We start from the raw sequence: 25258 nt of genomic DNA, 5'->3' as shown, positions 1-25258 counted from the left end.
GGGTGGTAGCCGCTCCGGAGGATTCCAGGCCTGCTCGGAACTCAGCCGGCGTCGGTGATCATGCCGGCAGCGACGGTGCGGTTGGTGCCCTCGTCGATGAGGATGAACCCGCCGGTGGCCCGGTTGCGGCCGTACTCGTCGGCCATGAGGGGCTGCGTGGACCGCAGCACGACACGGCCGATCTCGTTGAGCTGCAACGCCTGCGCCGTCTCGTCCCGGTGAAGGGAGTTGACGTCGAGCCGGTAGGCGAGGTCCTTGACGATGGTCCGCGCCGTCCGCGTCGTGTGCTTGATGGCGTACTTCGCGCCCGGACGCAGCTGGGCCTTCTCGTCCATCCAGCACACCATCGCGTCGATGTCCTGGGTGACGTTCGGCTGGTTGTTCGGCCGGCAGATCATGTCGCCCCGCGAGACGTCGATGTCGTCCTCGAGCCGGACGGTCACCGACATCGGCGGGTAGGCGGCCTCGATCTCGCCGTCGGCCGTCTCGATCACCGCGATCCGCGAAGTGAACCCGGACGGCAGGACGATGACGTCGTCGCCCTTGCGCAGCACCCCACCGGCGACCTGACCGGCATACCCCCGATAGTCGTGCCAGTCGTCCGACTGCGGCCGGATGACGTACTGCACCGGGAACCGCACGTCGATGAGGTTGCGGTCACTGGCGATGTGGACGTTCTCCAGGTGGTGCAGCAGACTCGTCCCGTCGTACCACGGCATGTTCTCCGACCGCGAGACGACGTTGTCGCCGTTGAGCGCGGACACCGGGATGACGGTGAGGTCGGGAATCCGCAGCTTCGCCGCGAACGCCGTGAACTCCTCGTGGATCTGGTCGAAGACCTCCTGCGAGTAGTCGACGAGGTCCATCTTGTTGACGACGAGGACCAGGTGCGGCACCTGCAGCAGCGTCGCGAGGAACGCGTGCCGGCGGCTCTGCTCGAGGATCCCCTTGCGCGCGTCGACGAGGACGAGCGCGAGGTCGGCCGTCGAGGCGCCGGTCACCATGTTGCGCGTGTACTGGATGTGCCCCGGGGTGTCGGCGATGATGAACTTCCGCCGCGCCGTCGCGAAATAGCGGTATGCGACATCGATCGTGATGCCCTGCTCCCGCTCCGCGCGCAGCCCGTCGGTCAACAGCGCGAGGTTGACCCGCTCCTCGCCCCGCTCCTGGCTGACCCGCTCGACCGCCGCGATCTGGTCGGCGAACACGGTCTTGGTGTCGTACAGCAGCCGCCCGATGAGCGTGCTCTTCCCGTCGTCGACGGACCCTGCCGTCGCGAGCCTGAGAATGTCCATTAGAAGTAGCCCTCCCGCTTGCGGTCCTCCATGGCCGCTTCGCTGAACTTGTCGTCACCGCGGGTCGCGCCGCGCTCGGTGATGCGCGTCGTCGCGACCTCCTCGATGATCTTCTCGATCGTGTCGGCGTCGGACTCGACCGCCGCCGTGAGGTTCGCGTCGCCGACCGTGCGGTAGCGGACACGCTTGGTGAGAACCTCCTCACCGTCCCGGGGCGTGATGAACTCGCCCACGGCATACAGCATCCCGCCCCGGTCGACGACCTCACGCTCGTGCGCGTAGTAGATCGAGGGCAGCTCGACCCGCTCCCGCGCGATGTAGTGCCAGATGTCCAGCTCGGTCCAGTTCGACAGCGGGAACACCCGGATGCTCTCCCCCGCGTGGATCCGGCTGTTGTACAGACTCCACAGCTCCGGCCGCTGGTTCTTCGGGTCCCACTGGCCGAACTCGTCACGGAAGGAGTAGACCCGCTCCTTGGCGCGCGCCTTGTCCTCATCCCGCCGGGCACCGCCGAAGATCGCCTGGAACCGGTGCTTCTCCAACGTGTCGAGCAGCACCGGCGTCTGGATCCGGTTGCGCGTGCCGTCGGGCGGCTCGACGACCGAGCCGTTGTCGATCGCCTCCTGGACGCTGCCGACGATGAGCTGCACACCCAGCCTGCGGACCAGCTCGTCACGCCGCTGCAGCACCTCCTGGAAGTTCTGCCCCGTGTCGACGTGCAGGACGGGCATCGGGATGTTCGCCGGGTAGAACGCCTTCTGCGCCAGGCGCAGCATGACGATCGAGTCCTTGCCCCCCGAGAAGAGAAGGACAGGCCGCTCGAACTCCGCGATCACCTCGCGGAAGATATGGATCGCCTCGGCCTCGAGCGTGTCCAGCTGGCTCAGCTGGTAATTGTTCAGGTCGGGATCGGACACGGGTACATGCTCCTCACGAAAGACTGGAGATGGCATCAAGGATCCGGCCGGAGAACTCCGGCCGGCAGATCACCAGATCGGGCAGGGTCGGGACATCGTGAACCCCCAACGAAGCGATCGAACGCGCCGTCTCGGCTGAGCCCGAGTCCCACGCACGCAAATCAATAAGCACCGCTTCCACCGAAGACCGCTTTGGCCGTGCGGAACAGGATCTGCAGGTCAACCAGTGGCGTCCAGTTGTCGACGTACCAGAGGTCGAGACGGACCGTCTGCTCCCAGTCGAGGGATGCCCGGCCACTGACCTGCCACATGCCGGTCATACCGGGACGAACCCGCAGGCGACGGAGCGCGTCCGGCTTATATTGCGCGACCTCCTCCGGCAGCCCTGGGCGGGGGCCGACGAGAGACATCTCGCCACGCATGACGTTGATGAGCTGGGGCAGCTCATCAATGGAGAAGCGGCGGAGCACCGCGCCCACCCGGGTGATGCGGGGGTCGGCCTTGTCCTTGAAGAGGACATCGTTGACCTGGTGGCCTGTCGTCATCTCGGCCTTGCGAGCCTCTGCGTCGGCGACCATCGTGCGGAACTTGTAGATCTTGAAGCACTGACCCCGTTCGCCGACCCGCTCCTGGGTGAACAGGGCGGGACCGGGCGAGGTCGCCCGGATAGCCGCCGCGGTGACGAGGAGGAACGGAAGGGCGACGACGGTGAGAAGAAGCGCGAGAGCACGGTCGGTGACTGCCTTCAGGACACGGCGCACGCCGGAGTGCATGGGTCGCTCGACATGCAGGAGCGACACTCCGGCGTGCGGACGCAGGGCGAGACGAGGACCGGCGACCTGGAAGACACCAGGCGAGACGACCAGCTCGATCTGACGCTCCTCCAGCTCCCACCCGAGCTCACGCAGCTGCCGGCCGGACAGTGCCGCGTTGCCGCTCACGGCGACGACGTCCGCATCGGCGAAGTCCACGGCAAAGAGGACGTCTCGGGGGTCTCCGATGACCGGGATGTCCTTGAGAACGGGAGCCTCGAGCGAGCCCGCGGGGACGCATACGCCCACGATGTCGAAGGCGGTGTGGCCACCCTCTCGCAACTCGGTGATGAGCTCCGTCGCGGAAGCGACGGTCCCGACGACGACCGTCCGCTGCTGGAGCCGACCGCGCGCGCGGCTGCGTACGAGACTCGTCCGCAGCACCTTGCGTGACACGAGGCCGAAGGCGACGACACTCAACGCCAGCGCGATGACATAGGCACGGGAGAAGTTGAGCTCGAAGGCGAAGGAGGCGAACCCCACGACACCGAGCAACAGGGCTGCCCCGTTAGCGACCGAACGGTACTCCTCCGGTCCGGCCCCGAGGAGCCTGCCGTTGTAGCCGTGCAGAACTCCGACGCAGACGCACCAAGCGAGCGGGATGAGGAGTCCAACGACGATCATCCGTGCCGGAATGTCGACGCCCCATCGGATCACGGAGGCGACGAAGGCGGCCGCGAAACCGCTCAGCACGTCGGACGCGAAGAGCCGCCGACGGTAGACGCTCGGCCATCCCGGTGTGGCCCGCCGCTGGCTGACGAGCGGAGCCGCAGCGCTCGCCGCCAGCGACGAGCCGGCCGGCGGACGCGACGTGGCAGCACTGTCGTGCGACGTCGCCGTCGAGATGGGTTTCGACGTGCGGTCGTGTCGATGGTTGGTCTGGTGTGCCCCCCCAGGCATTGTCTGCCCCATGACCCATTGACCCCCAAGAGTTCCGAATCGTGTCCGTGCCGATATGGAGAAATACCTGTAACCGACCGTAGAGAAGCCTGGGAGCGGGCGGACGCAGATGCCGGACAAAGGTCACTTCTGGCCACCACCAGTAGTCCGTTCGGGCTATAGAGCCGTAGTCATTGTGGGCACGCAGCCCCACCGTGGATGACTGTGACTCACAGAGCATGGGGCAAGGTCGCCGGGTCTGTCCGTCGGATCCCGGCATTCGGCCATTTCACTGTGAAACGGTAGGGCTTCGTCTACGGTGGGTTGCAACGACCACGGCCAGGGGGTGCCGGGCGAGCGTGCCCGATCGTGCCCCGAGAGGGGACACGACCATGATGAGCGCGGCGGATGCCACCCGGCTCGGCTCGGGACGCTCGCTGACGACGGTGCTCGGCGCCCGCGCGATCCGCGACCTCGAGCTCGCCCTTCTCGGCGTGCTCCCTCCGGAGCAGGTGCTCGGTGCCGCGATCGGCAGCCGGGTCTCGCCGGGCCTCACCGGGCTGCCGCTCGAGGCTCCTGTCGACGACGTCGACACCCTCCTCCTCGTCGACGAGGAGCAGACTCCGCTCGCCGCCCTCGAGTCCCCACTCGCTGTCGAGCCGGGGCTTGTCGCCGGACGGCTCGTCGCCCTTCGCCGCCGCGAGTCCGGCCGAGGACGGGACCGGGCCCTGACTCACGACGACCTCGCCCATCCCTGGTCGAAGATCGTCGTCCTCAGCCGTCCGCTGGCGGCCGGCGAGTGCCTGGAGGAGCACGGCTCCGACGTGCTCCTCCTCGTGCCCGACGACCGGACCGGCACGGACGGCATACCCGTCCTGTCCATGCTCACGCTCGCCGATCACGCCGCCGCACGCCTCGGCGGGGCGACGGTCCGCACCATTCCCCTCTCCTGGCGCGACCCGGTGAGCGACGAGTCGCTCACCGCCGCTCTCGGCGCGGCCTTCACCGCATACGCCGAGCCCGCCACGATCACCGTCCTGCGCGCCGACGACGGCACGTCCGCCGGAGCAGGGTGGTCCAGGCTGCGGTCCCGCCTCGACGAGGCCGGGGACCCCATCGCGCTCGCTCGCGAGCTCCTCGCGCCGGAGGATGTCGAGGTCGTCGAGCGGTGGCGGCCGCCCCGGTCCCGACGCGGTCTCGTCGTCATGTTCACCGGGCTGTCCGGCTCCGGCAAGTCGACGATCGCTCGCGTCCTCGTGCAGCGCATCTCCCATGAGACGGCCCGGACCGTCAGCCTCCTCGACGGGGATGTCGTGCGGCAGCTCATCTCCTCCGGCCTCGGGTTCGACCGCGAGTCGCGCCTGGTCAACCTGCGCCGGATCGGCTGGATCGCCGCCGAGGTCGCGCGGCACGGCGGCATCGCCGTCTGTGCCCCCATCGCACCGTATGCCGAGATCCGCCAGGAGCTGCGCGAGATGGCCGAGGCGAACGGCGACTTCCTCCTCGTCCACGTCTCCACGCCCCTGGAGGAATGCGAACGGCGCGACCTCAAGGGCCTGTATGCCAAGGCGCGCGCCGGCCTCGTCACCGAGTTCACCGGCATCTCCGACCCCTACGAGGTCCCCGACGACGCCGACCTGTCGATCGACACGACCGACGTGTCCGTCGAGGAGGCCACCCAGACCGTGCTCGACCACCTGCGCGCCGGTGGCTGGCTGACCACAGGAGCTGATCGTGCACATTGATCCCATGCTCGTCGCCGCCTGCTTCGGCATCGGCATCGTCGTCGGACTCACCGGCATGGGGGGTGGCGCTCTCATGACGCCCGTCCTCGTCATCTTCTTCAACGTCCCGCCACTGACCGCAGTGTCGAGCGACCTCGTCGCCGCGGCGGTCATGAAACCCGTCGGATCCCTCGTCCACCTGCGTCGCGGGACGGTGAACCTCGACCTCGTCAAATGGCTCTGCGTCGGATCGATACCGGCCGCCTTCGGCGGAGTGTTCCTCATCCGCGCCCTCGGCCACAGCGAGGATGTCCAGGCGATCGTTCAGAAGGCCCTAGGCATCGCCCTCCTCGTCGCCGCCGGCGGGCTCGCGGTGCGCGCCTACATCCGGCTCGTCGAGCGGGCCCGCAAGCGCGACGGCCTGCTGCCCCCACTCCCCACGGACCGCCCCGACGTCGCCGTGCGCAAGGCTCCGACCATCCTCGTCGGTGCCGCTGGTGGCCTCATCGTCGGCATGACCTCGGTCGGGTCGGGCTCGCTCATCATCATCGCGCTCATGGCCCTCTACCCGGCCCTCAAGGCGAGCCAGCTCGTCGGCACCGACCTCGTCCAGGCGGTCCCTCTCGTCGCCTCGGCGGCCCTCGCCCACATCCTCTTCGGCGACTTCCAGCTGTCGCTGACGGCCTCGCTGCTCCTCGGCAGCATCCCTGGCGTGTGGATCGGCGCCCAGCTCTCCTCGAGGGCACCGGGCGGCGTCGTCCGGCGAGCGCTCGCGTTCGTCCTGCTGGCCTCTTCCCTGAAGATGTTCGGGGTCTCGAATGCCGTGACTGTGTACGTGCTCGTGGTCACGCTGTTCATCGCTCCGATCGCTTGGATGGTCATCCGTCGGCGCCATGGCTATCCCGCCCTCGGCGGACGCCGCCTGCGGGGATGGATGTCCAAGGATCGGACAGCCGGAGACCAAGCGCGAGTCGGCTCGTCCTGAGGCATCCCCGCCTCGACAAGTCCAACTTGGGAGGCAGATCACACCCGAGCGCCGGATCCACCGCCGGTACGTCCCGATTTGGTGAAGAATGACCATCTGTTGATATCGATTCGGACAACTGGAGTGCGCGAGTAGGGCAGCGCGGCTAGACTCCGCGCGCCTTGACATGCAGAGAGTGGCCTGTATACCGTCGGCGACGCCCGCGCCAAGGACGCTCTCGACGCAGGCACAAACCCTGCCAAACCATTCGTGCACCGGTCGGCCGCCTCGTTCCTCCACCGACCACCAGGTGCCTGACCCCTGACACAGGACGGAAACGGGGAAACCAATTCCAGTCGTACGCCGCGCGCGTATCGACTTGGGGTGAAGCGAGAGCAGCGACCGCTGCGATTCTCGCCGGGCACTTTCCCGCCCGAACCCGACAGCTCACCTCGTAGGCCTAGGGAAAGGTTCACTTCTTCATGCCCAGAAATACTCTTCGCGCTGCCATCGCACTCTCCTCGTGCGCGGCCGTGCTTCCGGCCATCGCATCGGTCGCGCACGCAGCGGTCGACCCCAACGCGTCACCGTCTGCAGGAAAGACCATCGTCGTCTCTCCCGGCAGCGGCACCCTCCAGAAGGCGATGGATGCAGCATCACCAGGTACGACGATCCGCCTTCATGCCGGGGTGTACAAGGGCGTCGCGGCAGCGCACAAGTCCGGCACCGCATCGGCCCCGATCGTGATCCAGCCATACGGTGACGGCGTCGTCACCGTCGCCGCGTCCCTGCCCGCACCCAACTGCCGAGCGACATCACCCAACCCCAACCGCACCTTCAAGTTCGACAACGGCGTCGACTACTGGACCGTCCAGGGGCTGAACATCCAAGGCGGCGTCTGGATCTCCGCGAAGAGCGGTGGCAAAGCCCAGCACTATCTCGGCGGGCTCGTCAACAAGCACGACTGGCAGACTCGCCGATCGATCCCAGGTCGAGGCTCCAACGATCCGTCCGCGGCACGCAACGCGATTTCGGTATTGAGCCAGCGCACCCACACGACGATCAATCCCGCTGACGGGATCCAGATCCTCAACAACAACATCACCGGCCGCGGCATCCACACGATCGCCTCGCGCTACGGCAAGATCATCGGCAACGAGATCCACAACACCCAGTGCGGGATCGGCCCGGGCATCTGGATCAACACGTATAGCGACGGCTGGACCGTCTCCAACAATTACATCCACGACATCACCCCGTCTCCGAAGCCGGTGCATCACTACATGTACGAAGGCGTACGCCTGGGCTCAGCTTCGGCCTACAACACCGTGTCCAACAACAAGGTTGCGAACATTCCCTCGGATGGACGGGCCTTCAACACCGATGTCGACGCGAGCTGGAACGTCTTCACGCACAACACCGCGTCGGGCGTCGCCCTGGGCTACAACGACCAGATGTCCGGCTGGGGCAACCAGTGGACGTACAACACGGTGACGTCGCCACGGACGGCCGGATTCAGCTTCCGCGCCATGGACAGCAAACTGTCGAAACCGTCGATGGACACGAGCACCAACAAGACCCTCGTCAAGTGCAACACCGTCAACGGTGGTGTCGGCCTCCAGATCGGCGCGATCATGAACAGCACCTTCGTCGGCAACAAGTTCGCGACCGTCCAACTCGGTAAGAGCCTTCAGAGCTACTGGGGCAAGTACGGCAACACGTGGAACGGCAGCAGCAAGGCGCCGTCCAAGCAGCCTGGCGTGACCTCGGCCGGTTGCTGATCCCATCTGCCGCCTGACGTGAGGAGGGTGTCCCGTCGTCGTCGGACGATGGGACACCCTCCTCACGTGGTCGTGGACTGGCCCCTCAATCCCAGAGCATCCGCGACTGGGTGAGTCCTCGGCCCTACAGTCAGCACGAGCCCTTCGACGGCGGCTTGGGACGAGCGGGTGGCACCGACGAAGAACCGTTCCACGTGTTGCCGAACTTCTTCCAGTACGAGGGAACGTACTTGCCCAGGCTCACTCTCGTGAACGTGTTGTCGACGAACGCGGAGGAGATCATGGCCCCGATCACCAGAGTCCCTCCCTTGGCCGCCACATTGCACTTCACGAGAGTCAGGTTGCTCGATGAGTTGTAGGACGGGGCCCTGAGGTTCGCGTCCGCGCCGCGAAAGACCATGCTCGCGCCACGGATGCTCGACATTCTGTTGTACGACCACTCGTTTCCCCAACCCGACTGCTGGTCGTTCAGCGCGATCGCGGTGTTCTCCACAGTGTTGCGTGTGAAGAGGTTCCAGCTGGCGTCGATATCGGTCGTGATCCCTCGTCCGTCCCCCGGCAGGTCGCTGACGTGGTTGTCTTCGACGGTGTTGTAGGACGAGGCCGAGCCGAACCGGATGCCTTCCTGCATGTAGTGCCGGTACGTCGAAGCCGCCACACGAGCGACCACGTTGTGCGAGACGGTCCAGAAGTCACTGTATGTGTTGACCCAGATGCCCGGACCGATACCACAATCGATGTCGGTGACAGTGTTGCCTGTGATCTCCCCGTCGCGACCCAGTGCGACGTGGATTCCTCGCCCGGTCACGGTGTTGTCGAGGATCTCGACACCCTCGGCGGGATCCAGCGGGGTTCCGAGCACGGAACTCAGCGCGGAGTAGATGCCGCGGGCGGCAACTGGGTCGTCCGTCCCTCGCCCTGGCAGCGATCGACGAGTCTTCCAGTTCTTGGCATGTTTGGCTTGGTCCTTGATCCACGCGGCAGCAGCACTGAATCCCCGGCCAGAGACCCAGATCCCGTTGTGGATGTTCAGGCCCTCGATCGTCCAGTAGTCGACGCCATCGGGCATGTAGATGGTGCGGTGGACGTTGGGTTGGCTTGCATCGCACGAGGCGGTGTCGAAGGTTGCCGTGAGCGTCACGGGACCGTCTCCGAACGGCTTCAGCGTGATCGGTGCGGTGGCCGTCCCCGAGCGACTGATGATGATCTGTCCGTCGTACGTCCCCTTGTGCAGGACGATCGTGTCGCCCGGCCGCGCGCCCGCGACAGCATGCTGCAGCTGTCCCTCCTTCGGAGAGACGTCGACCATGCGGCCGACTGACCGTACAACGCTGCGTTCGCCAAGGAGTACGCCGCCAGAACCGGGGCCAGCCGCGGCGGCGCTCTGGGCCGCCATGGCGACCGCGAGCACGGTCGCTCCAGTCGTCAGCATCGCCCCGAGCCGGAGCCTCTTATGCCTAGACGTCACCATGGCACGAAGCATCCCCGTTCGCGCGTGTCCGTGCCTTGCGACCAGCCTGGCCAAGGCCCGTCTCCATCGATCGGTCGACACTCAGCCGCGCGAGGACGTCGTCGAAGGTCCCGACGACAGTTGTCCCGGTCCTCGGCCGACCGCCTTGGCGAGGTCATCGATCGTCACAAACTTGACCGATGCCGGCAAGCTGTCCAGGTATGCCGTGACGTCGGAGAGACAGTAGTCCTCGGTCTTCACCGTCTGGTGCCGTGACGAGTCGCAGTCCCATGTCGGTCCGTGTCCTTGGAACAGGTGGTAGATCTGGAGGACGGCCACCTGCCCTACCCCGGGCGTGAAATGATCCGTGAGCCAGGCGGATGGAGTGTACGTCTTTGGGGAGTGACCCCCGAAGCAGCCAGCCGCACGCGAGGCACAGCCGCCATTCAGCGATAGGACCTTCAACGCCCAGGGGTACCTGATCTTGGACATGGTGTTCATACCCGTCGAGTACTTCCTGCCAAACGCATAGCAGGTGCTGACCAACGATCGTTGGTAGGAATCGATGTAGGGCCCTCCCGAGTATGCGTACATGCCCGAAGCGTTGAATCCCCGTGCCTTGTAGTCCTGCAGGACGCCGCAGGTATCCGACAGTCGTTGCGCCGGAGTCATGTTCTTCAGGCTCTCGTGCGCGCGGCCCTCGCTCGACAGTGCCCCGCCGTCGTCATTCACAAGCGCATCGAGCTGTGGCCAGCTCGCATACGAGTTTCCCGCGTGGACCAGCGGCTTGGACTCACCAGTCCAGTCGTAGACATTGATCCCCGTCAAGGGAATCCCGCGGTCGTGAAGGAGGCCGACCTTGGTGACGAAATCTGCCTCCAAGTCGCTCGGTCGAGCGGCAGTGTTGAGGTCTCGGCCCTCCATCACGATGACGACGCGATCGGTCGAGAGGTCGATCGTAGTGTCCTTGTGCTTCGCGATCGTCTTCACCGGGGCCGCGCTGGCCTCAGCCGAGATGCCCGGCAAGGACACTGCCGCTGACAGGAGGATCGCCGCCAGGCCCGTGACCCCGAGTGCTTTGCTCGTGCGCATGGCCTTCCTTTCTTTGACTGGAACTTGGAGTGCGACTCATGGTCGTGGGGCAGGTCTGGCATCGCGCGTTCGGGACGGATGCGGATCCTGACCGCACCCGTCCCGAACGCGCGCCTGCTCTTACACTGCCGGCAACTTGGAAGGTCTACCCCCCGTAGGTCCGAACATAGATCTGATTGAACGAGCCGTCGGTCGGCGGGTTCGTGAGGTCGCACATACCGGAGACGAAGACCACACGGTTGCCATCGCCCGAGAGGTACGGCCGAGTTGCGATGTTGTTGTGACCCGGGCGAGCGTACGGCATGGCTTGGCCGTTCGCCTTGGCGCCCGAACATGCGTCGAGCGAGCCCGCGATGTTGCCGCTCGGTGTCTGGCTGATGGCGTAGGTCGTCCCCTGCGCGGGGTTGGATGGATTGAGACGCCGCAGGAAGGCATCAGGCCGACCATTGGTGTCGCCCTTGACAAGGGCGTTGCTCGTCGACGTGAACGCTGCGACGTAGCCGGAGTCATCGAGCTGGGGACGGCTGCTCTGCCCCTTGGGGACATCGCCGGCCCAGCCTCGAGACAGCAGGACCGTCTGGTTCGTACTCATGTTGCGCCAGTACGCGTCGAGGACACCGTTCTTATCGTCAGACACGAGCGGGCTGTTCGTCTGGAAGGAGACGATCATGCCGTCTCCATTGATCCCCGGACGAGACGAAGGCCGCGGGGCGGCCGTGCCGGCGCTCGTGACGTCTGCGAGCACAGGCGTGAAGCTCGTGTTGCTCTTGTCGGACTCCCACCCGCGCAAGTCGACGACGTAGATGTTGCGCACGCTGTTGGTGTCCTTGGAGCTGAGGCGCGCGTCGCTGGCGAAGATGATGTGCGATCCGTCCCCACTGATCTCCGGGCGGAGGGACTCGTCGTCTCCGCCCGTGCTGCGGACGACGTCGACGGTTCTGCGGGCCGAGCTGTCCCACATGTCGCGCACGAACACGTCACCGTCGGTCGAGTTCCACGCCACGTAGCGACCGTTGTCACTGATGACCGGGCGCGTGCTGACGCGCGCGATCGCCGCGTTGTCGTTACCATTGGCCTGGCTCACCACCTTGGTGACGCCCGTACGCATGTTCTTGATGTAGACATCACCGACATGGGTCCAGCCGGACACGAGGTTGTAGCAGTTCGAGGCGAATACCACCCAGGGACCATCTCCGTTGTAGGTGTTGCTCACCTCGCTGAACGTGCTCGCACCATTGGTGCCTGCCTTGGTCTTGCATTTGGCTCCCGTGGTGGCATCGGTGTCGACGACAACGGTGTGGTTGCCCTTGGGCACGATCGTGCCGCCCAGATCCGTGAAGAGGACGTGCTGCCCGCCGCCCTTCGTCGTCGTGAGGTTCTTGGCAGCAGACTGGAACACCACGGAGCTGCCACTCTCGCTGATCCGGGCCCGCGTGCTTGTCTTGTCGCCGAATCCGCTTCCCGAAGTGCTGGTCGTGACCAGCTGTGTCACTCCGTCATCCTTCGGCGTAACGGCCGCGAAGGCCGGAGTTGCGACGATTCCGAGGGCAACTGCCGCGGCGGCGGCCGGTGTCACCCCACGGACGTACCTGCGACGACTTCTCTTCGACGTACTCGTCATATCCCACCCAAGTTTCCGTTCGGAGGCGACCCCTCTGTCGCCTTGTCCATCCCTATCGACTGGCAGGACGAACCTGCAGTCATCACACCCTTACACAAGGTCGGATGACTCGTCCCCTGATTGGAACACAAGCCAACAGGATCGTCCACGGACGTGTCTCGGGACGAAGGCGTTGGGGTTGAAAACGAAACCGAGAAGCTGGCCGTCACGGAGCGCCCGACTGCCTCCCACGTGCACCTACAGCGCCGGACCTACACTGCTCTCCCGTGTTGGTGCGCCCGACCTGGTGCCACGCCGTCGACGCAGGAGGCTTTGCACCATGACGCGGTCGGCTTCGTCCAGACCCAACGCCCATGTCACGGCGAGGAAAACCCCTCCTGCAACGAGAGAGCCGATCACGACTTGGACCAAGCCGTCGGGGATGAGGAGTCGGACGACAAGCGCTCCCGCGCCTGCCGCCGCAGCGGCGAGGGCCTCCTTCATGGTGGCTCGACCGAAGGGCGTATGTCCTGTTAGCCGCTGCACCTGGACAACCCTCGCGACGTTCACGAGGGCAAGGGACCCGCTCCAGGCGATGGCGGCGCCGAGGATGCCCATCCGGGGAATGAGGATGAAGTTCAGACCGATGTTCAAGGCCAAGACAACGATGTTGTTGGCCATGTTGAGGGCGACTTTGCCTGACATGTTGAGGACGGTGGCACAGGGTCCCGTGCCTGCATTGACCAATTGCCCCAGGGCAAGAGTCACGGTCACTGCAGCCCCGGCTGCGTAGGTCGAGCCGAAGATCCCGAGCAGTGAAGTTGGGAAAACGATGAGCACGATGAACGCAGGCAAGGACAGCCGCATGATCCACGCGGTTGCTGCCGCATACGTCTCACCCAGACGCACATTGTCGCCGACGTGGTGCAGCCGCGCGATCTGCGGCGCGAAAGCCGCGTTGATAGGGGCCATTACGAATACTGCCAGGGTGACCAGTCGAGTCGCGACAGTGTAGACACCCACCTCCTCGGTAGTCGTCAGTCGGCCCAGGATCAGCGTGTCGGCCCAGAGAAGGCCGGCCGTCGCCAGGGAAGACCCCCAGCTCACCATCGAAAAACTGAAGATGGGCCGTACTTCATAGACAGGGCGCTGTTTCCCGGTGCGCCGCACGTACTTCAGGAGGGCGAGGAGCGCAAGGGCTGCCGCACTCCAGGCGCCGATGACGAGCGCCCAGAATGCACCTGTTAGACCGAATCCGGCCACCAGCGCGCCGAGGGTCAGGGCGAGGCGCAGAACCGGCTCGTAGATACGTCCGATGAGCGTGAACGGCCGCATCGTCCGCCATCCCTGGGTGGCGGAGAGTGCGGCATCGGAAATCGTGCTTGCAGGCAAGCTGAGTCCCGACAAGGCGACGCCGGTCGTCAACCCCGGGTCGTGGAACACCTCCGCGATCTGATGGCTGAAGACCATCATGCCCAGCCCGAGGATGGTCGAGGACACGACACTGATCCACATCCCGAGCCGAACGGTGCCACGGATCCGGCCGGCGTCCCCATCGGCGACGTACATGGCGACGAACCGTGTCAGCGCGGCACGAAAGCCCGCTAGCGACAGCAGCCCGAGCAACGTGAGCATGGCGAAGCACAGGGCATACCGTCCGACGTCCTGCTGCGAGAGGAACCGGGCGATAAGGACCGTGATGAGCAGCAGGGCGGCCTGGCTGCACAGAGCACCCACGAGATTCAACGCACCGCCCCGCGCGAGCCCGGTCAGATGGTCCGTGCCCTCGCCCCGGCCACCGGCTCGTCGCGCACGTCGCGAACCCTCCGGCGCAGGGTGATCCAGCGGCTTCCGGCTCGGGGGCGACCCGAGGCGCCGTAGGCCTCTGCGCGAGGCCGGAGCCGCGTGCCGCCCCCCAGAGCCGGTCACGACCGGACAGGCACCGACTCGGGGAGGCTCTCCGCCACCGGCTCGACAGGAGTCGACTCGTCCGGCCCGGGCCGGACGACCGAGTCAGCCGGCGCGACGACGCGACGGGTCCTGGTCTGACGGGTACCGGCGAGCTCGAGAACGAGGATGAGCCCCACCGCGAGGAAGAGACCTGCCCCGACAACGGGCACGACGACCGTCACGATCTGACTGCCACGGTCAACGGGCTTCTCACGATTGATCGACACCACGCCGTCGGCATCGGCTGCCGCAAGCTGCGTCTGGGCTTGTGACGCGTTCTGCTGCGCGCCGACCAAGGCAGCCTGTGCCGAGTCGCGAGTGGCCGTGAGGTCGTTGTACGCGGCGATCAGAGCGCCGTACTTCTTGAGCTCGCCGTTGACCGAGGCGATGGTGCCACTGAGCGCCGATGCTCCTGTCGAGTTTCCTGCTGCCTTCATGGCCGACTGCTGCTGCAGCAACGAGTTCAGGCGGTCCAGCTTGGCCTGGTAGACCTGCTCCGGGTCGACGACACCGTTCTTGGCGCCCCAATCCTTGATGGCTGTGTTAGCCGCCACGACCTGCTCCTGGGCGCTCTTTACTGCGGCCTTGGCCAAGTCGACCTGGCTGCCGAACATCTGCTTGAGGGTCTCGTCCGCAACCGCTGTCACAGCAGCCGACGGCTGGCCCTTCGTCGTGGAGACGAAGGTGACTGTCACCGCGCTCGACCCACCGACCTGGCTCACCGTGAGGTTATCCGTGATGTCACCTGGTTTGACCTTCGCGTCCGAGTACACGCGCTGGTCGACAGCTGCACCCTGGGCGGTTGCCTGGAAGGTCGACACGAACTGGTTGACAGCCTGCGAGCCGGTGTACTGCCCCTGAGACCCACCGACCAGGGTCAAGGGGTTCACCGTTGCCGTCGCCGTGTACTTCGTCGGCGCCGCGAAGAGCACGCCGACAGCGATGAGGCCCGCGAGGACCGGTACCCCGATGAGTATGAGGAGGTTGCGCTTCGTGAGGAAGTCCTTGATCTCCATGCCTTGGTTCTCCGATGAGGTGTGTAGTGCGGACAAATGAGGGTTGTGTTCGGTTACCGCGAGGGGGCGGCGCGAGCCGGTAAGTGCGGCTCCGCCAAGGTCACATCGCCATCGCTGTACCTCATGACCGCCGATGCGGCGGCTGCGAAGGCTGCGAGGTACCAGAGGACCACGACGCTTGAGATGACATTGGCGGCGAGGCTCTGGACAGCGAACATGGTCGCGCACGCGAGGTAGCCAACGGCGACGCCTCGTTCGAAGGTACCGGCCAAAGTCCGGCGCACAGCGCGCACGCCCAGCGTGATGAGTTGACCGAGCAGCAACAGATATGTCGCAAGACCGAGCAGTCCCGTCTCGACATAGGCCTTGATGTAGTCGTTGTGAGGCTGCTTGGCTTCCGGGGTCTTGTACTGGGTCATATCGACACCAATGCCGTTGACCGGGTTCCGGTTGGCCAGAGGCAACGCTTGTGACCAGTACTGGAAACGCCACTCGAGCGAGTTGCCGTTCGGTGCGGCGCCGACCGCACGTTGCTGCGTGACGGCGTCAAGGCGGGACCCTAGGCCTGGCACAAGGATGAGAGCGAGGAGTCCGGCGACTACGAGGCTCGCAATGACCTTCCACCGTCGCTGAAGGATCGCGACCCCCAACAGTCCCAAGACGGTGGCCACCAATGCGCCTCGGGTAAGGGTCAGGAGCATGAAGACCCCCGAGAGCGCAACGGCGGCACCGACCATCCACCGCCATCGCTTGGCGAGGTGAGGCATGACGGCGATACCGAACACGATGACGAAGGCGAGGTATCGGGCGAACGTCGTGGACTGCGAGAACGGGCCCGCGAGCCGCGTGTACAGGCTCCTCAGGTTCGACTCGTTGTGCCCGAGCAGCTCAGCGAAGACGGTGTACGCGAGAAGCACGACAAGCGACACGAATACAGCGAGGAGTAGTCGACGAACGTCCGCACGGGTCCGGACGAGCTGCTCGAGGACGATGAACATCATGGCAACCGCGAGAACCCGCAAGATGCCCATGAGGCTGACGAGAGGAACCTCCGAGCCGAGGACGCTGAGTAGACAGGCCCCGAGGAACATCAACCAGGCGGTGCGAACCGGTGACGCGACAAGGCGTCCGTCTCGGCGGTGCTGAGCTGCGAGCCACAGCACCGCGGCCAGGATGAACGCGACTCCCACAAGAGTCGAGATGTCGAGACCTCGAGCAGCTGCCGAGTTGGTCGCTGTGTTGCCTGCCGCGGGGCCGCTGAGTTTGAAGGTGTCGAGGAGTGTCCTCGCCCCCAGCAGGAGGTACACGAACGCTGCGAATCTGGTCAACGCAAGCACCGCGATCAGTGCGACGACCGCGGCAAGGATCGGCGCGTACACCAGCGCACGGCTGGAGCCGAGGGTCGCGAGTCCGCTGAGAGCGGCGGCAACGGCCAGGAGAACGGCTGCCGACAGCGTGAGGACGAGCTCCACGCGCTGGCTGCGTTCGCCGAATGTACGGACTGTGATCTGAGTCATGAGGCTGTGGCTCCGGTCCATCGGAAGTCGATACCGGGCAGCTCGTAGAGCCGCTCGTTGAGCGGAAGGAAATGGTCCCTGAGGCCTTCGATGATCTCGTGGGGCCTGTCCGACGAGCCGGTACTCGGTTTCATGGGTCTCAATCCGTCGAGAGTGACGGGTTGAAGTCCCAAGAAATCCCACACCCTCGCGAGTTCGACGTTCGGCCGTATGAAGAGCGACTCGCTCTGGAGAACCAGGACCCGGTCGGACCCGAACAGACCATGAAGCCGGGCGATCTGCTCGGCATACCGACCGCGGGCAGCATAACTGTGGTGGCGATGCGCTGTGCTGTCATACCGAGGGTCCGCCATGATCCGCGCCTCCTCGCCATCGAGTCTTTCGGGCTCCGCTGACAGCGCGTCAACGAACGAGAGGGTCTCGTATCCGGTGTCGACCTCCCGCCGATAGTGCGACCAGGCACGCTCTGCTGGGTCGCGAAGGACGGCAATCACCTTGGCGTCGGGTAGCGACTCCCGGATCCAGCCAGCGGCGAGCGGATGGAACATGTAGTAGGGGCTCGCTTCCCCAGTGACGCGCCACGGCTCTCGCGGCGAGGGAAACTGAGATCGGAACCACGCCTCCCCTCGAAGGTGGTTGACATCGAAGTAGTGGGTTCCTTTGCCGGAGCGACACGGGGCCACCTGGGGGTGGCGACCGACCCATGCAGCGAGTGCGGTAGATCCACCTCGCTTCGTGCCGACGATGACATAGGACGGCGCCATCCGGTCCCGTCGCACCGCCAGGCGCGCGGGGACCAGGAGTCGGTCGCCGAATCGCTTCAGGCTCACGTCTTCTACATCCCCCGGTGTCGACCAGCACATCTCGACGTGGGCCCTGCGCCCGCCGTCGCGATGACCATGAGACCACACCTGTCCATCTCGCGTGCCCACTTTGCGCGATCCTGCTGGACGCGTACCAAGTCCGTCGGCTAGCGCTCCATGAGCGCGAAACCCGCATCCCGAGGGGTGTCCGGATGGCACGATGGGACCTACGTAGACTTACCAAGTCTTGACCATCAGGGGCGGTGCGCACGTCACGTGCACCGCAGGGAGGGAGCCTTGTGGTGATGACGGATGAGCAGGCGTCTGGACGCCTCCCCCGCCGACCACTTCATATCGCGATGATCGGGCAGAAGGGTCTGCCAGCATCGTATGGAGGCGTCGAGCACGTCGTGTCCGAGACAGGCAGGCGGTTGGCCGACCGCGGTCACCGCGTGACTGTGTTCACGCGGACGACCTACGCAAACCCGCCGACATCGCCCTATTTCGGCATGGAGGTCGTTCCGACACCAGCACTCAACACCAAGCATCTGGACGCCATCTCGCACAGTGCGACATCGACGACGCGGGCACTGTTCTCCGGGTGCGACATCTTCCACTATCACGCGCTGGGGCCAGGACTGATGGCTCCGCTGCCACGGGCGCTGGCTCGGGGAAAGGTCGTGCTCACGGTGCACGGCTTAGACCACGAGCGCGCCAAGTGGGGCCTCGGAGCGCGCGCCGTCCTTGGGTTGGCTCACTGGATGAGCCCGCGCGTGCCTGACCGGACGATCGTCGTCTCGAAAGCGCTCCAGCAGCACTACGCCGAGCAGTTCGACCGCCCGACTGACTACATTCCCAACGGAGTGACTGCACCGAGCCCCGCTTCAGTGGCCCCTGTCGAGGACTTCGGGCTGCGTCCAGGTGGCTATGTCCTGCAAGTCGGCCGGGTCGTGCCCGAGAAGGGAGCCAGCCTGCTGCTCGACGCCTTCCGCCTCGTCGACCGGGACGTGCAACTCGCCATCGTGGGAGACACCTCCTGGACGGAGGAATATGCCCGAGAGGTACGAGAGAAGGCGGCCCGCGATCCACGTGTCGTCCTCACCGGGTACGCCTACGGCGACACCTTGCGGGCGCTCTACGCGAACGCAGCGCTCTTTACCCAGCCGTCATTCGTCGAGGGCCTACCCCTCACGCTGCTCGAGGCGGCAAGCCACGGGCTTCCAGTTGTCTGTAGCGACATCGCCCCCCACTGCGAGGTCCTCGCTGGTGGAAGCAGTGCAGGGCGCACGTTCCGAGTGGGCGATCGCGAGGACTTGGCCCGCGTGCTCACGGAGATGATCGACCTTCGAGAGACGCTCGGACCGAGCGCCAGGACGCAGCGCGATGAGATCTTGCGGCGCTACGACTGGGACTCCGCGACCGATCAGCTCGAGCAGGTCTACCTCGAGCTCACATCACCTCGTGTGGCTGCGGCAGCGAAGGTACCGGCGTGAAGGGCATGAGCCGTGCACAGGCGTTGAAAGGCGTGGCAGTGACAGCGGCCGTTGTGGCCCTGCCCATCGCAGGGTGCAGTTCGCCAACCGATGGGGCCACCGCTCCGAGCAGCACGGCGACCTCGACCACGAGTCCGTCGCCCTCGGCGAGCGAGGCTGCGGCCACGGCTGACCCCCGCGTTGCCGCGGCAGCGGCGGCGAATGTCAAGCTCACCGATGCGCTCTACAAGCTCACGGAAGCGTTGAAGAAGGCAGAGACAGACAACAAGCTGGCCGAGCCTCGCAAGCGAATGGCCGACGCGACGAGTAACGCGCGTTCCCTGGTCAAGAAGCAGCGGTTCGCCGCGTACAAGACCTCCCCGCGCAACTGCGCCACCGTCCGAAGCTTGGGTTCGCAAGCCCGCTCTGCGACAGTCGGCATCGCCTCTGCACGTAGCGACATTGAGCACCAGGTCGCCACCCTTCGTCTTGATCTTGCGTCGGTCGACGTAGCTGCCAAGCGGGTCAGCACCGACCGTGCGCAGCTGACCGCGGCGCTCAAAGGCCTAGGCACCCCGCCGCCGACGGTCTCTTCGGCTGACGTGAGTGCGGCGCTCGCGGACGCCGCACAGCGCCGCAAGGACATCCAGAGCGCCGTCTCCGCCGTGTCGGCCGCGAGTGCGGACGCACAGAAGGTATCCGGCACGATCGCCGGACAGGCATATCAGATCATCGCCAAGGCCTGCCCGGGCTGAGGTGGGGTGCCGAGCGGCAACGGTCGGCCAGGGGGAAGAAGGAAAGGGTCAAACCGTATGAACAAGAGAATATCGTCACTAGCCGTCGTGGGGGTCTCGGCGGTTGCGATGGGCACCGTCGCTGCGGGCCTTCCTGCGAAGGCAGCCTCAACCGTTGCTGCGCCCGCCTCGCTCAGCACGATGCCCGATCCATCGTGGTGGGGCACAAACGGTCGAGTCACCGATATCAAGCACGTGGGTTCTCGTGTGTACCTGTCCGGAGCTTTCGACTACATCGGCCCACAGACCGGCTACGGCGTCAGAGTGAGTCCGACATCGGGCGTCATGGCGTCAACGTCGCCGAAGATCGACGGGGTCGTGACGGCAAGTGCACCCGACGGCGCCGGAGGCTGGTATGTCGTGGGCTCCTTCACTCACGTCGGCTCCACGTTCCGACGTGGTGCTGCCCAGATCGACGCTGATGGCAACGTGACGCGCTGGAATCCGGCACCGAAGGGTCGCCCTACGTCGATCGCAGTGCTCAGTGACAAGGTGGTGATCGGCGGCAACATCACGGCCATCGGCAAGGGTTCTGCCGCGAACGATCTCGTCGCCGTCGACCGCACGAAGGGCCAACCCGTCAGCGGTTGGCGGGCGAGCACCAACGGCGAGGTGGACAGCATCCTTCCCACGACGCAGGGTCTTCTCGTCGGCGGCACCTTCTCGGTGGTGAGTGGCTCGGCCGCAACCGGCCTTGCCAGGGTCACCACGACCGACGGGTCGTTCGACCCATCGTTCACCGGACGCGTCCGAGGCTCGGTGTCGGCTCTCGCAGCGACAGCGGACGGCTCCACCGTTGTGGCGGGAGGCGATTTCAGTCAGGTCTCTGGGTCGGGCCAGACCGTCACCCGCTCGAACCTCGCGGGCTTCAGCGCAGCAGGTGGCACCCCGTCCTCTTGGTCGACCGGCACCAATGGTGAAGTCAACGCTCTCGCGACGGATACGACGAACGGGTCGATAGTCGTCGGCGGAGACTTCACAACGCTGGGCGGCTTGGCTCGAGTAGCGGCAGGGGCGATCTCTGGTACCGGCGCGGTGGTCGGCTTCAATCCTGCTCTGTCCGGCTGCAACACCCCACACAAGAAGAAGGACACCTACACACTCGTTCCGTGCACGACTGAAGTCATGACGGTCTCGGCAGGGGGTGGAACGGTATACCTTGGCGGGCGCTTCGGCGCGTCAGGCTCCACCGAGCGACACAACGCTGTGGCATTCACATCTGGCAGCTCAACCCCGAATGCCTGGAACCCGGTCGCGTCGGGGCCCGTCCTGACGGTTGGTGTCAGTTCCGCATCCTTGTTCGTGGGTGGGGACCTGACCAGTGTCAACGGCTTGGTCCGTAAGGGCCTGGCGGCTCTGAATGCCACCACGGGCGCGGGTGACCCGAGTTTCCGGGTGGACGCCGACAATATCGTCCTGGACATCGAACCCTCCACCGACCAGTCGAAGCTATACGTCATGGGAAGCTTTGCTACCCTCGGCGGGCTCGATCGCAAAGATATCGCCGCCATTGACATCCCGTCAGGGACGGTGGACACCTCCTTCAAGGCCCAGGCCAACAACACCGCCATCGTCGGTCGATATGCTGCCGGCTCCCTCTATGTCGGTGGAGTCTTCAAGCGGGTAAACAACGTCGCACGGGCTCATCTGGTCAAGTTGAACGGTTCAACCGGCGCAGTGGACCAGACATTTGTCGTGAACACCAGTGGCCCCACTGGGGCACTCAAGCGGGGAGGGATGGTCCAAGGACTTGCCGTTCGCTCGGACGGCAGCCGCGTCTACCTGGCGGGCCCCTTCACGTCTGCCAACGGCGTGGCAGTAACGGGCGGCCTACTCGTCGTGAACGGATCAACGGGCGCTCGCACTACGGCGCAGTTGGGTGGAGTCGAGAGCTGCCCCAAGGTCGGCCCGTGGATCACGTACCTGGCTCTCTCCCCCGACCAGAACTACCTCTATGGGGGAGACACCTGCCCGGACTTCATCTACAAGTGGGATGCAGTGAACCTCGGCACCACCCAGAACCCGACCGGGATGACCTGGATCACCTGGTGTGACGGCGGTATGCAGGCGCTTGCTGAGGTCAACGGGCGCCTCTACTACGGGACGCATGGCATCGTCTGCTGGCAGTCTCCGACAAGCAAGGTGAAGGTCGAGCGACCGCGGCTTGCGAGCTTCGATGCGACGACCAGCGCGCTGACGTCAGACAAGTACTTCTTCGACTCTCCCATGGGCGTTTGGGCTCTCGAGCCGATGCCACAGGGCCTCCTGGTAGGAGGGGACTTCACGCTCGTCGGCGACCGCAACACGGTGGATCAGGGCTTGGCGCTGCTGCCTGGCACACCCTGACCCGACTATGGAGGGGAGCGACGGCAGTGTCCGGCCGCCGCTCCCCTCCATGCATACCCAGAACTCCCTGAGCATCTTGTCGAATGGACCTTCGGCGCCCGTTTGCTCCATTACATTGCCTGCACTGGCCGCCGGACGCCGTCACCGAGGCCCCAGACCGAGAGAGATCCCCGTGGCCAGTCACCATAAGCACCGCACCATCCTTGGTGTGATCTCTGCAATCCTGCTCCTGAGCGGCCTCGCCGTCTCTCCGGCGAACGCCGACGTCGGCGCCGCTCCCGCCCGCACCTGGGGGACCAATGGACGAGTGCTCTCCATCCTTTCCCTCGGCGGCCGGGTCTACATCGCAGGCACATTCACCAGCGTCATCGACCCATCCAGTCGCACGTACCCCGTGAGCAACATCGCTGTCTTCGACCCTTCGTCGGGGCGCTTCGACACCAGCTGGCCGGTCTCGGCTGATAACACGGTGACGAGTCTGGCCACATCGGGCGGGAAGCTCTTCCTCGCTGGCCTGTTCAGCAAGGTCAACGGCGTCAAGCGCACCAAGCTGGCCAAGGTCGACGCTCTCACTGGCGCTCTCGATAGCACTTGGACGCCCAAGATCAACCGGCAGCCGGATTCCATGACGACTGCGGGCGACGAGGTATACGTCAGCGGCCTGTTCACCCAAGCGGCCGGAAGCGGTGGCACGCTAATAGACCGTCCTCATGTCGCCCGCTTCAGTACCGACACTGGGTCGCTCGACACCACGTGGCAGCCGACGCCAAACAACCGGGTGTACGCGGTGCAGGTGTCGGCCGATCAACAGTCCGTCTACCTCGGGGGCACCTTTACCTCGGTCAATGGCACCTCCACGCCGAGCAAGATCGTCCGCCTCTCAGCATCGAGCGGCTCACTCGTTCCCGGATTCGCACCCGGGGCGACCAACCAGACGACACGCGGCCCCGTCTATGGCATCGCGGTCAGTGGCACTCGTCTTTACCTGGCCGTCGGTGGCGCCGGTGGCGCCTGCGCGGCGATGGACGGCCAGACCGGAACCGTCGCGTGGTCCAAGCACACCAACGGCAATCTTCAAGCCGTCACCCTGGTCGGAGGCACCGTCTACTGCGGCGGCCACTTCACCGGTGATGGCGCCTTCGACGGTCAGACCCGTTATAAGTTGGCGTCCGTGGACGCCGCGAGCGGCACGACACTTCCCTTCGCACCAGTCATCAATAGCGCACTGGGCGTGTGGTCCCTCGCTTCCGATGCCACCCACGTCTACGTCGGTGGCGACTTCACCAAGATCGGCTCGACCGACCAGCCGCAGTTCGCCGAGTTTCCTGACTCCGCTGCACTGACGGCCCCGGGCGCCCCAGAGACAGTCTCCTGCAGCCCCGGAGACTCCGTCGCCATGCTGCAGTGGTTCGTTCCGTCCACGGACGGAGGTCAGCCGCTGCGTAGCTACTCCGTGTACCGCTCTACTGACCAAACCACCTGGGCCAAGATCGGAAACACCACCGATCCTGCGTACGCCGATACCGCGGCCACCAACGGCACGACCTACTCCTACCGGGTCACCGCTGTCAACGCCATTGGCGAGAGCGCCCCAAGCACGACGGTCACTTGCACCCCGCAACCTGCCTCGGCGACGCCGCCGGCGGCGCCCGGGAACTTCGCCGCAATGGGGGTCCCCAATGCCACCTCCCTGTCGTGGACAGCTCCAGCGAACGGAGGATCCCAGATCACGGCATACCGTGTCTATCGCGGTGACGGGCCCGGCACCGAAACGCTCCTGGCGACGACCACGGGCGCCACGACTGGCTACGTCGACTCCGCAGTGACGATCGGGAGCCGCTATTACTACCGGGTCTCGGCGATCAATGCGGTAGGCGAGAGCCCATTGAGCGCGGAGGACTCAGCCTCCCCGACAGATGGTGCGCCCGCCGCGCCCGTGATGACTGGCACAAGCGGCCCCGATGGGATCACCCTGAACTGGACTGCACCCAAGGACAACGGGTCTCCCATCACCAAGTACGTCCTGACACGTGACGGGATCCGCATCGCAACCTTCCCGGCCACCCAGTTCAGCTATGTCGACGCCGGCGTGACCCCTGGGACGAACTACACATATCGGCTCAAGGCACAGAACGCGATGGGGAACTCGCCTCTGTCCAAGCCTGTAGTCATCTCGGCGCAGTAGCGGTTCCTGGCCAACGGGATCGGACCATCTGGACCCAGCCATGCCACCTGCGACATGTCTGGTCGGTTCGAAAGTCCCGGCCTCGTCGGACCCGGTGCCCGGCAGGAGTCCCACGAAGACCCTCGCGTTCCCCATCACCGCCATCAGATCCTGCGACACGCCCTCCGGAACGGAGACACTGCCGCCCGCCACTGGCAATGCCGCGAGAGCGCGGGCAAGCCACTGCGTGCGCCACCCCCTGCTGAGACACGATGATTTCGGGAGCCCACCCGGGACTCTCCCGTCTCCGGCGCTCAGAAGGACAGACGAAGAGAAAGGCAACTACTTCTGCGCTTTCGCAACGAACGGGCCCCTCGACCAGTAGGTTGCGGCAGAGGTCCGGTCGTCGCGGTTCAGCTGCCCGAAGGGTTTACCTTGAAGACTCGTGTTCGCATCTCTCTCATGGTGGCTTTGGTAACGACGTTGGCGTCGGCAATACCAGTTACATCGTCGGCCTCGGCGACCGGGGTCAAACCGCCTTCTTCCACGAGCCAACTACCGTTGCTAGCGACTCGCCCGACAGCCGCAGCACCGACGATCACGAAGATCTCGCCCAAGACCGGCCCCGCAACCGGGGGCACCACAGTCACCATCACCGGCACCAACCTGACCGGCGCCACCG

18 protein-coding genes and 1 riboswitch are annotated in these 25258 nt (G+C 65.4%); of the genes, 8 read left to right on the top strand and 10 right to left on the bottom strand.

Translation table 11 applies throughout. From position 1 onward, the window contains the following. Positions 1-41 precede the first annotated feature (41 nt). The 3 genes from cysN to BN12_RS05275 form a co-directional block, all read right to left on the bottom strand. Entirely contained in the window at positions 42-1295 is a 1254-nt protein-coding gene (gene cysN, locus BN12_RS05285) for a sulfate adenylyltransferase subunit CysN (RefSeq protein ID WP_048550676.1), read from the bottom strand. After that, complete coding sequence (gene cysD / locus BN12_RS05280; protein ID WP_048550675.1) at positions 1295-2248, bottom strand: sulfate adenylyltransferase subunit CysD; 954 nt, start codon at positions 2246-2248, stop codon at positions 1295-1297. The genes cysN and cysD overlap by 1 nt, the downstream gene beginning before the upstream one ends. Positions 2249-2373: 125 nt before the next feature. Next, positions 2374-3717 (bottom strand): sugar transferase, encoded by a 1344-nt coding sequence (locus tag BN12_RS05275; RefSeq protein WP_162233047.1) that lies wholly within the window; start codon positions 3715-3717, stop codon positions 2374-2376. Positions 3718-4295: 578 nt separating this feature from the next. Here BN12_RS05275 and cysC point away from each other — a divergent pair. The 3 genes from cysC to BN12_RS05260 all read left to right on the top strand — a co-directional run bounded on the left by cysC (position 4296) and on the right by BN12_RS05260 (position 8372). Then, positions 4296-5648: an adenylyl-sulfate kinase gene (gene cysC, locus BN12_RS23360; RefSeq protein WP_053079957.1), complete on the top strand. Its 1353-nt coding sequence runs from the start codon at positions 4296-4298 to the stop codon at positions 5646-5648. Further along, a complete protein-coding gene (locus tag BN12_RS05265; RefSeq protein ID WP_235432306.1) occupies positions 5638-6612 on the top strand; it encodes a sulfite exporter TauE/SafE family protein in 975 nt (324 codons plus the stop codon). The genes cysC and BN12_RS05265 overlap by 11 nt, the downstream gene beginning before the upstream one ends. A gap of 280 nt (positions 6613-6892) precedes the next feature. After that, a riboswitch (cyclic di-AMP (ydaO/yuaA leader) is annotated at positions 6893-7066 on the top strand. A 7-nt stretch (positions 7067-7073) separates the two neighbouring features. Continuing rightward, complete coding sequence (locus BN12_RS05260; RefSeq protein ID WP_157635361.1) at positions 7074-8372, top strand: right-handed parallel beta-helix repeat-containing protein; 1299 nt, start codon at positions 7074-7076, stop codon at positions 8370-8372. 130 nt (positions 8373-8502) lie between these two features. On the opposite strand, the gene BN12_RS05255 is transcribed toward BN12_RS05260, so the two are convergent. The 7 genes from BN12_RS05255 to BN12_RS23670 all read right to left on the bottom strand — a co-directional run bounded on the left by BN12_RS05255 (position 8503) and on the right by BN12_RS23670 (position 17827). Then, entirely contained in the window at positions 8503-9804 is a 1302-nt protein-coding gene (locus tag BN12_RS05255; protein ID WP_162233046.1) for a right-handed parallel beta-helix repeat-containing protein, read from the bottom strand. Positions 9805-9924: 120 nt separating this feature from the next. Continuing rightward, positions 9925-10914: a hypothetical protein gene (locus tag BN12_RS05250; RefSeq protein WP_048550666.1), complete on the bottom strand. Its 990-nt coding sequence runs from the start codon at positions 10912-10914 to the stop codon at positions 9925-9927. A gap of 145 nt (positions 10915-11059) precedes the next feature. Then, a complete protein-coding gene (locus BN12_RS05245; protein ID WP_048550665.1) occupies positions 11060-12406 on the bottom strand; it encodes a TolB family protein in 1347 nt (448 codons plus the stop codon). Positions 12407-12772: 366 nt separating this feature from the next. Continuing rightward, positions 12773-14443 carry a flippase gene (locus BN12_RS05240; protein ID WP_083454436.1) on the bottom strand — a complete coding sequence of 557 codons (1671 nt, stop codon included), beginning with the start codon at positions 14441-14443 and terminating at the stop codon, positions 12773-12775. Then, on the bottom strand, positions 14440-15480 hold the full coding sequence (locus tag BN12_RS05235) for a Wzz/FepE/Etk N-terminal domain-containing protein (RefSeq protein WP_048550662.1): 1041 nt from the start codon (positions 15478-15480) through the stop codon (positions 14440-14442). Before BN12_RS05235 ends, BN12_RS05240 begins: the two co-directional genes overlap by 4 nt. Before the next feature lie 53 nt (positions 15481-15533). Beyond that, positions 15534-16997, bottom strand: coding sequence for an O-antigen ligase family protein (locus BN12_RS05230; RefSeq protein WP_162233045.1), 1464 nt, complete (start codon positions 16995-16997; stop codon positions 15534-15536). Next, entirely contained in the window at positions 16994-17827 is an 834-nt protein-coding gene (locus BN12_RS23670; protein ID WP_162233044.1) for a sulfotransferase family protein, read from the bottom strand. The genes BN12_RS05230 and BN12_RS23670 overlap by 4 nt, the downstream gene beginning before the upstream one ends. A 332-nt stretch (positions 17828-18159) precedes the next feature. On the opposite strand from BN12_RS23670, the gene BN12_RS05220 reads away from it, so the two are divergent. From BN12_RS05220 to BN12_RS26670, 5 genes are all read left to right on the top strand, one after another. Further along, entirely contained in the window at positions 18160-19293 is a 1134-nt protein-coding gene (locus BN12_RS05220) for a glycosyltransferase family 4 protein (protein WP_162233043.1), read from the top strand. Further along, a complete protein-coding gene (locus BN12_RS24325; RefSeq protein WP_157635357.1) occupies positions 19290-20027 on the top strand; it encodes a hypothetical protein in 738 nt (245 codons plus the stop codon). Before BN12_RS05220 ends, BN12_RS24325 begins: the two co-directional genes overlap by 4 nt. A 57-nt stretch (positions 20028-20084) precedes the next feature. Beyond that, positions 20085-22412, top strand: coding sequence for an autotransporter outer membrane beta-barrel domain-containing protein (locus BN12_RS23665; RefSeq protein WP_083454433.1), 2328 nt, complete (start codon positions 20085-20087; stop codon positions 22410-22412). Between the two features lie 208 nt (positions 22413-22620). After that, positions 22621-24597, top strand: a complete 1977-nt coding sequence (locus BN12_RS05205; protein WP_162233042.1) for a fibronectin type III domain-containing protein — start codon at positions 22621-22623, stop codon at positions 24595-24597. Positions 24598-25038: 441 nt separating this feature from the next. Further along, positions 25039-25258 (top strand): IPT/TIG domain-containing protein (locus BN12_RS26670; protein ID WP_200901305.1); only part of this gene is annotated, 220 nt, incomplete at its 3' end.

Source organism: Nostocoides japonicum T1-X7 (assembly GCF_001046855.1).
GTDB classification, from domain to species: Bacteria; Actinomycetota; Actinomycetes; order Actinomycetales; family Dermatophilaceae; genus Nostocoides; species Nostocoides japonicum.
The sequence above is the reverse complement of the archived record's forward strand: the minus strand, read 5'-3'. Positions and strand labels throughout refer to the sequence as shown.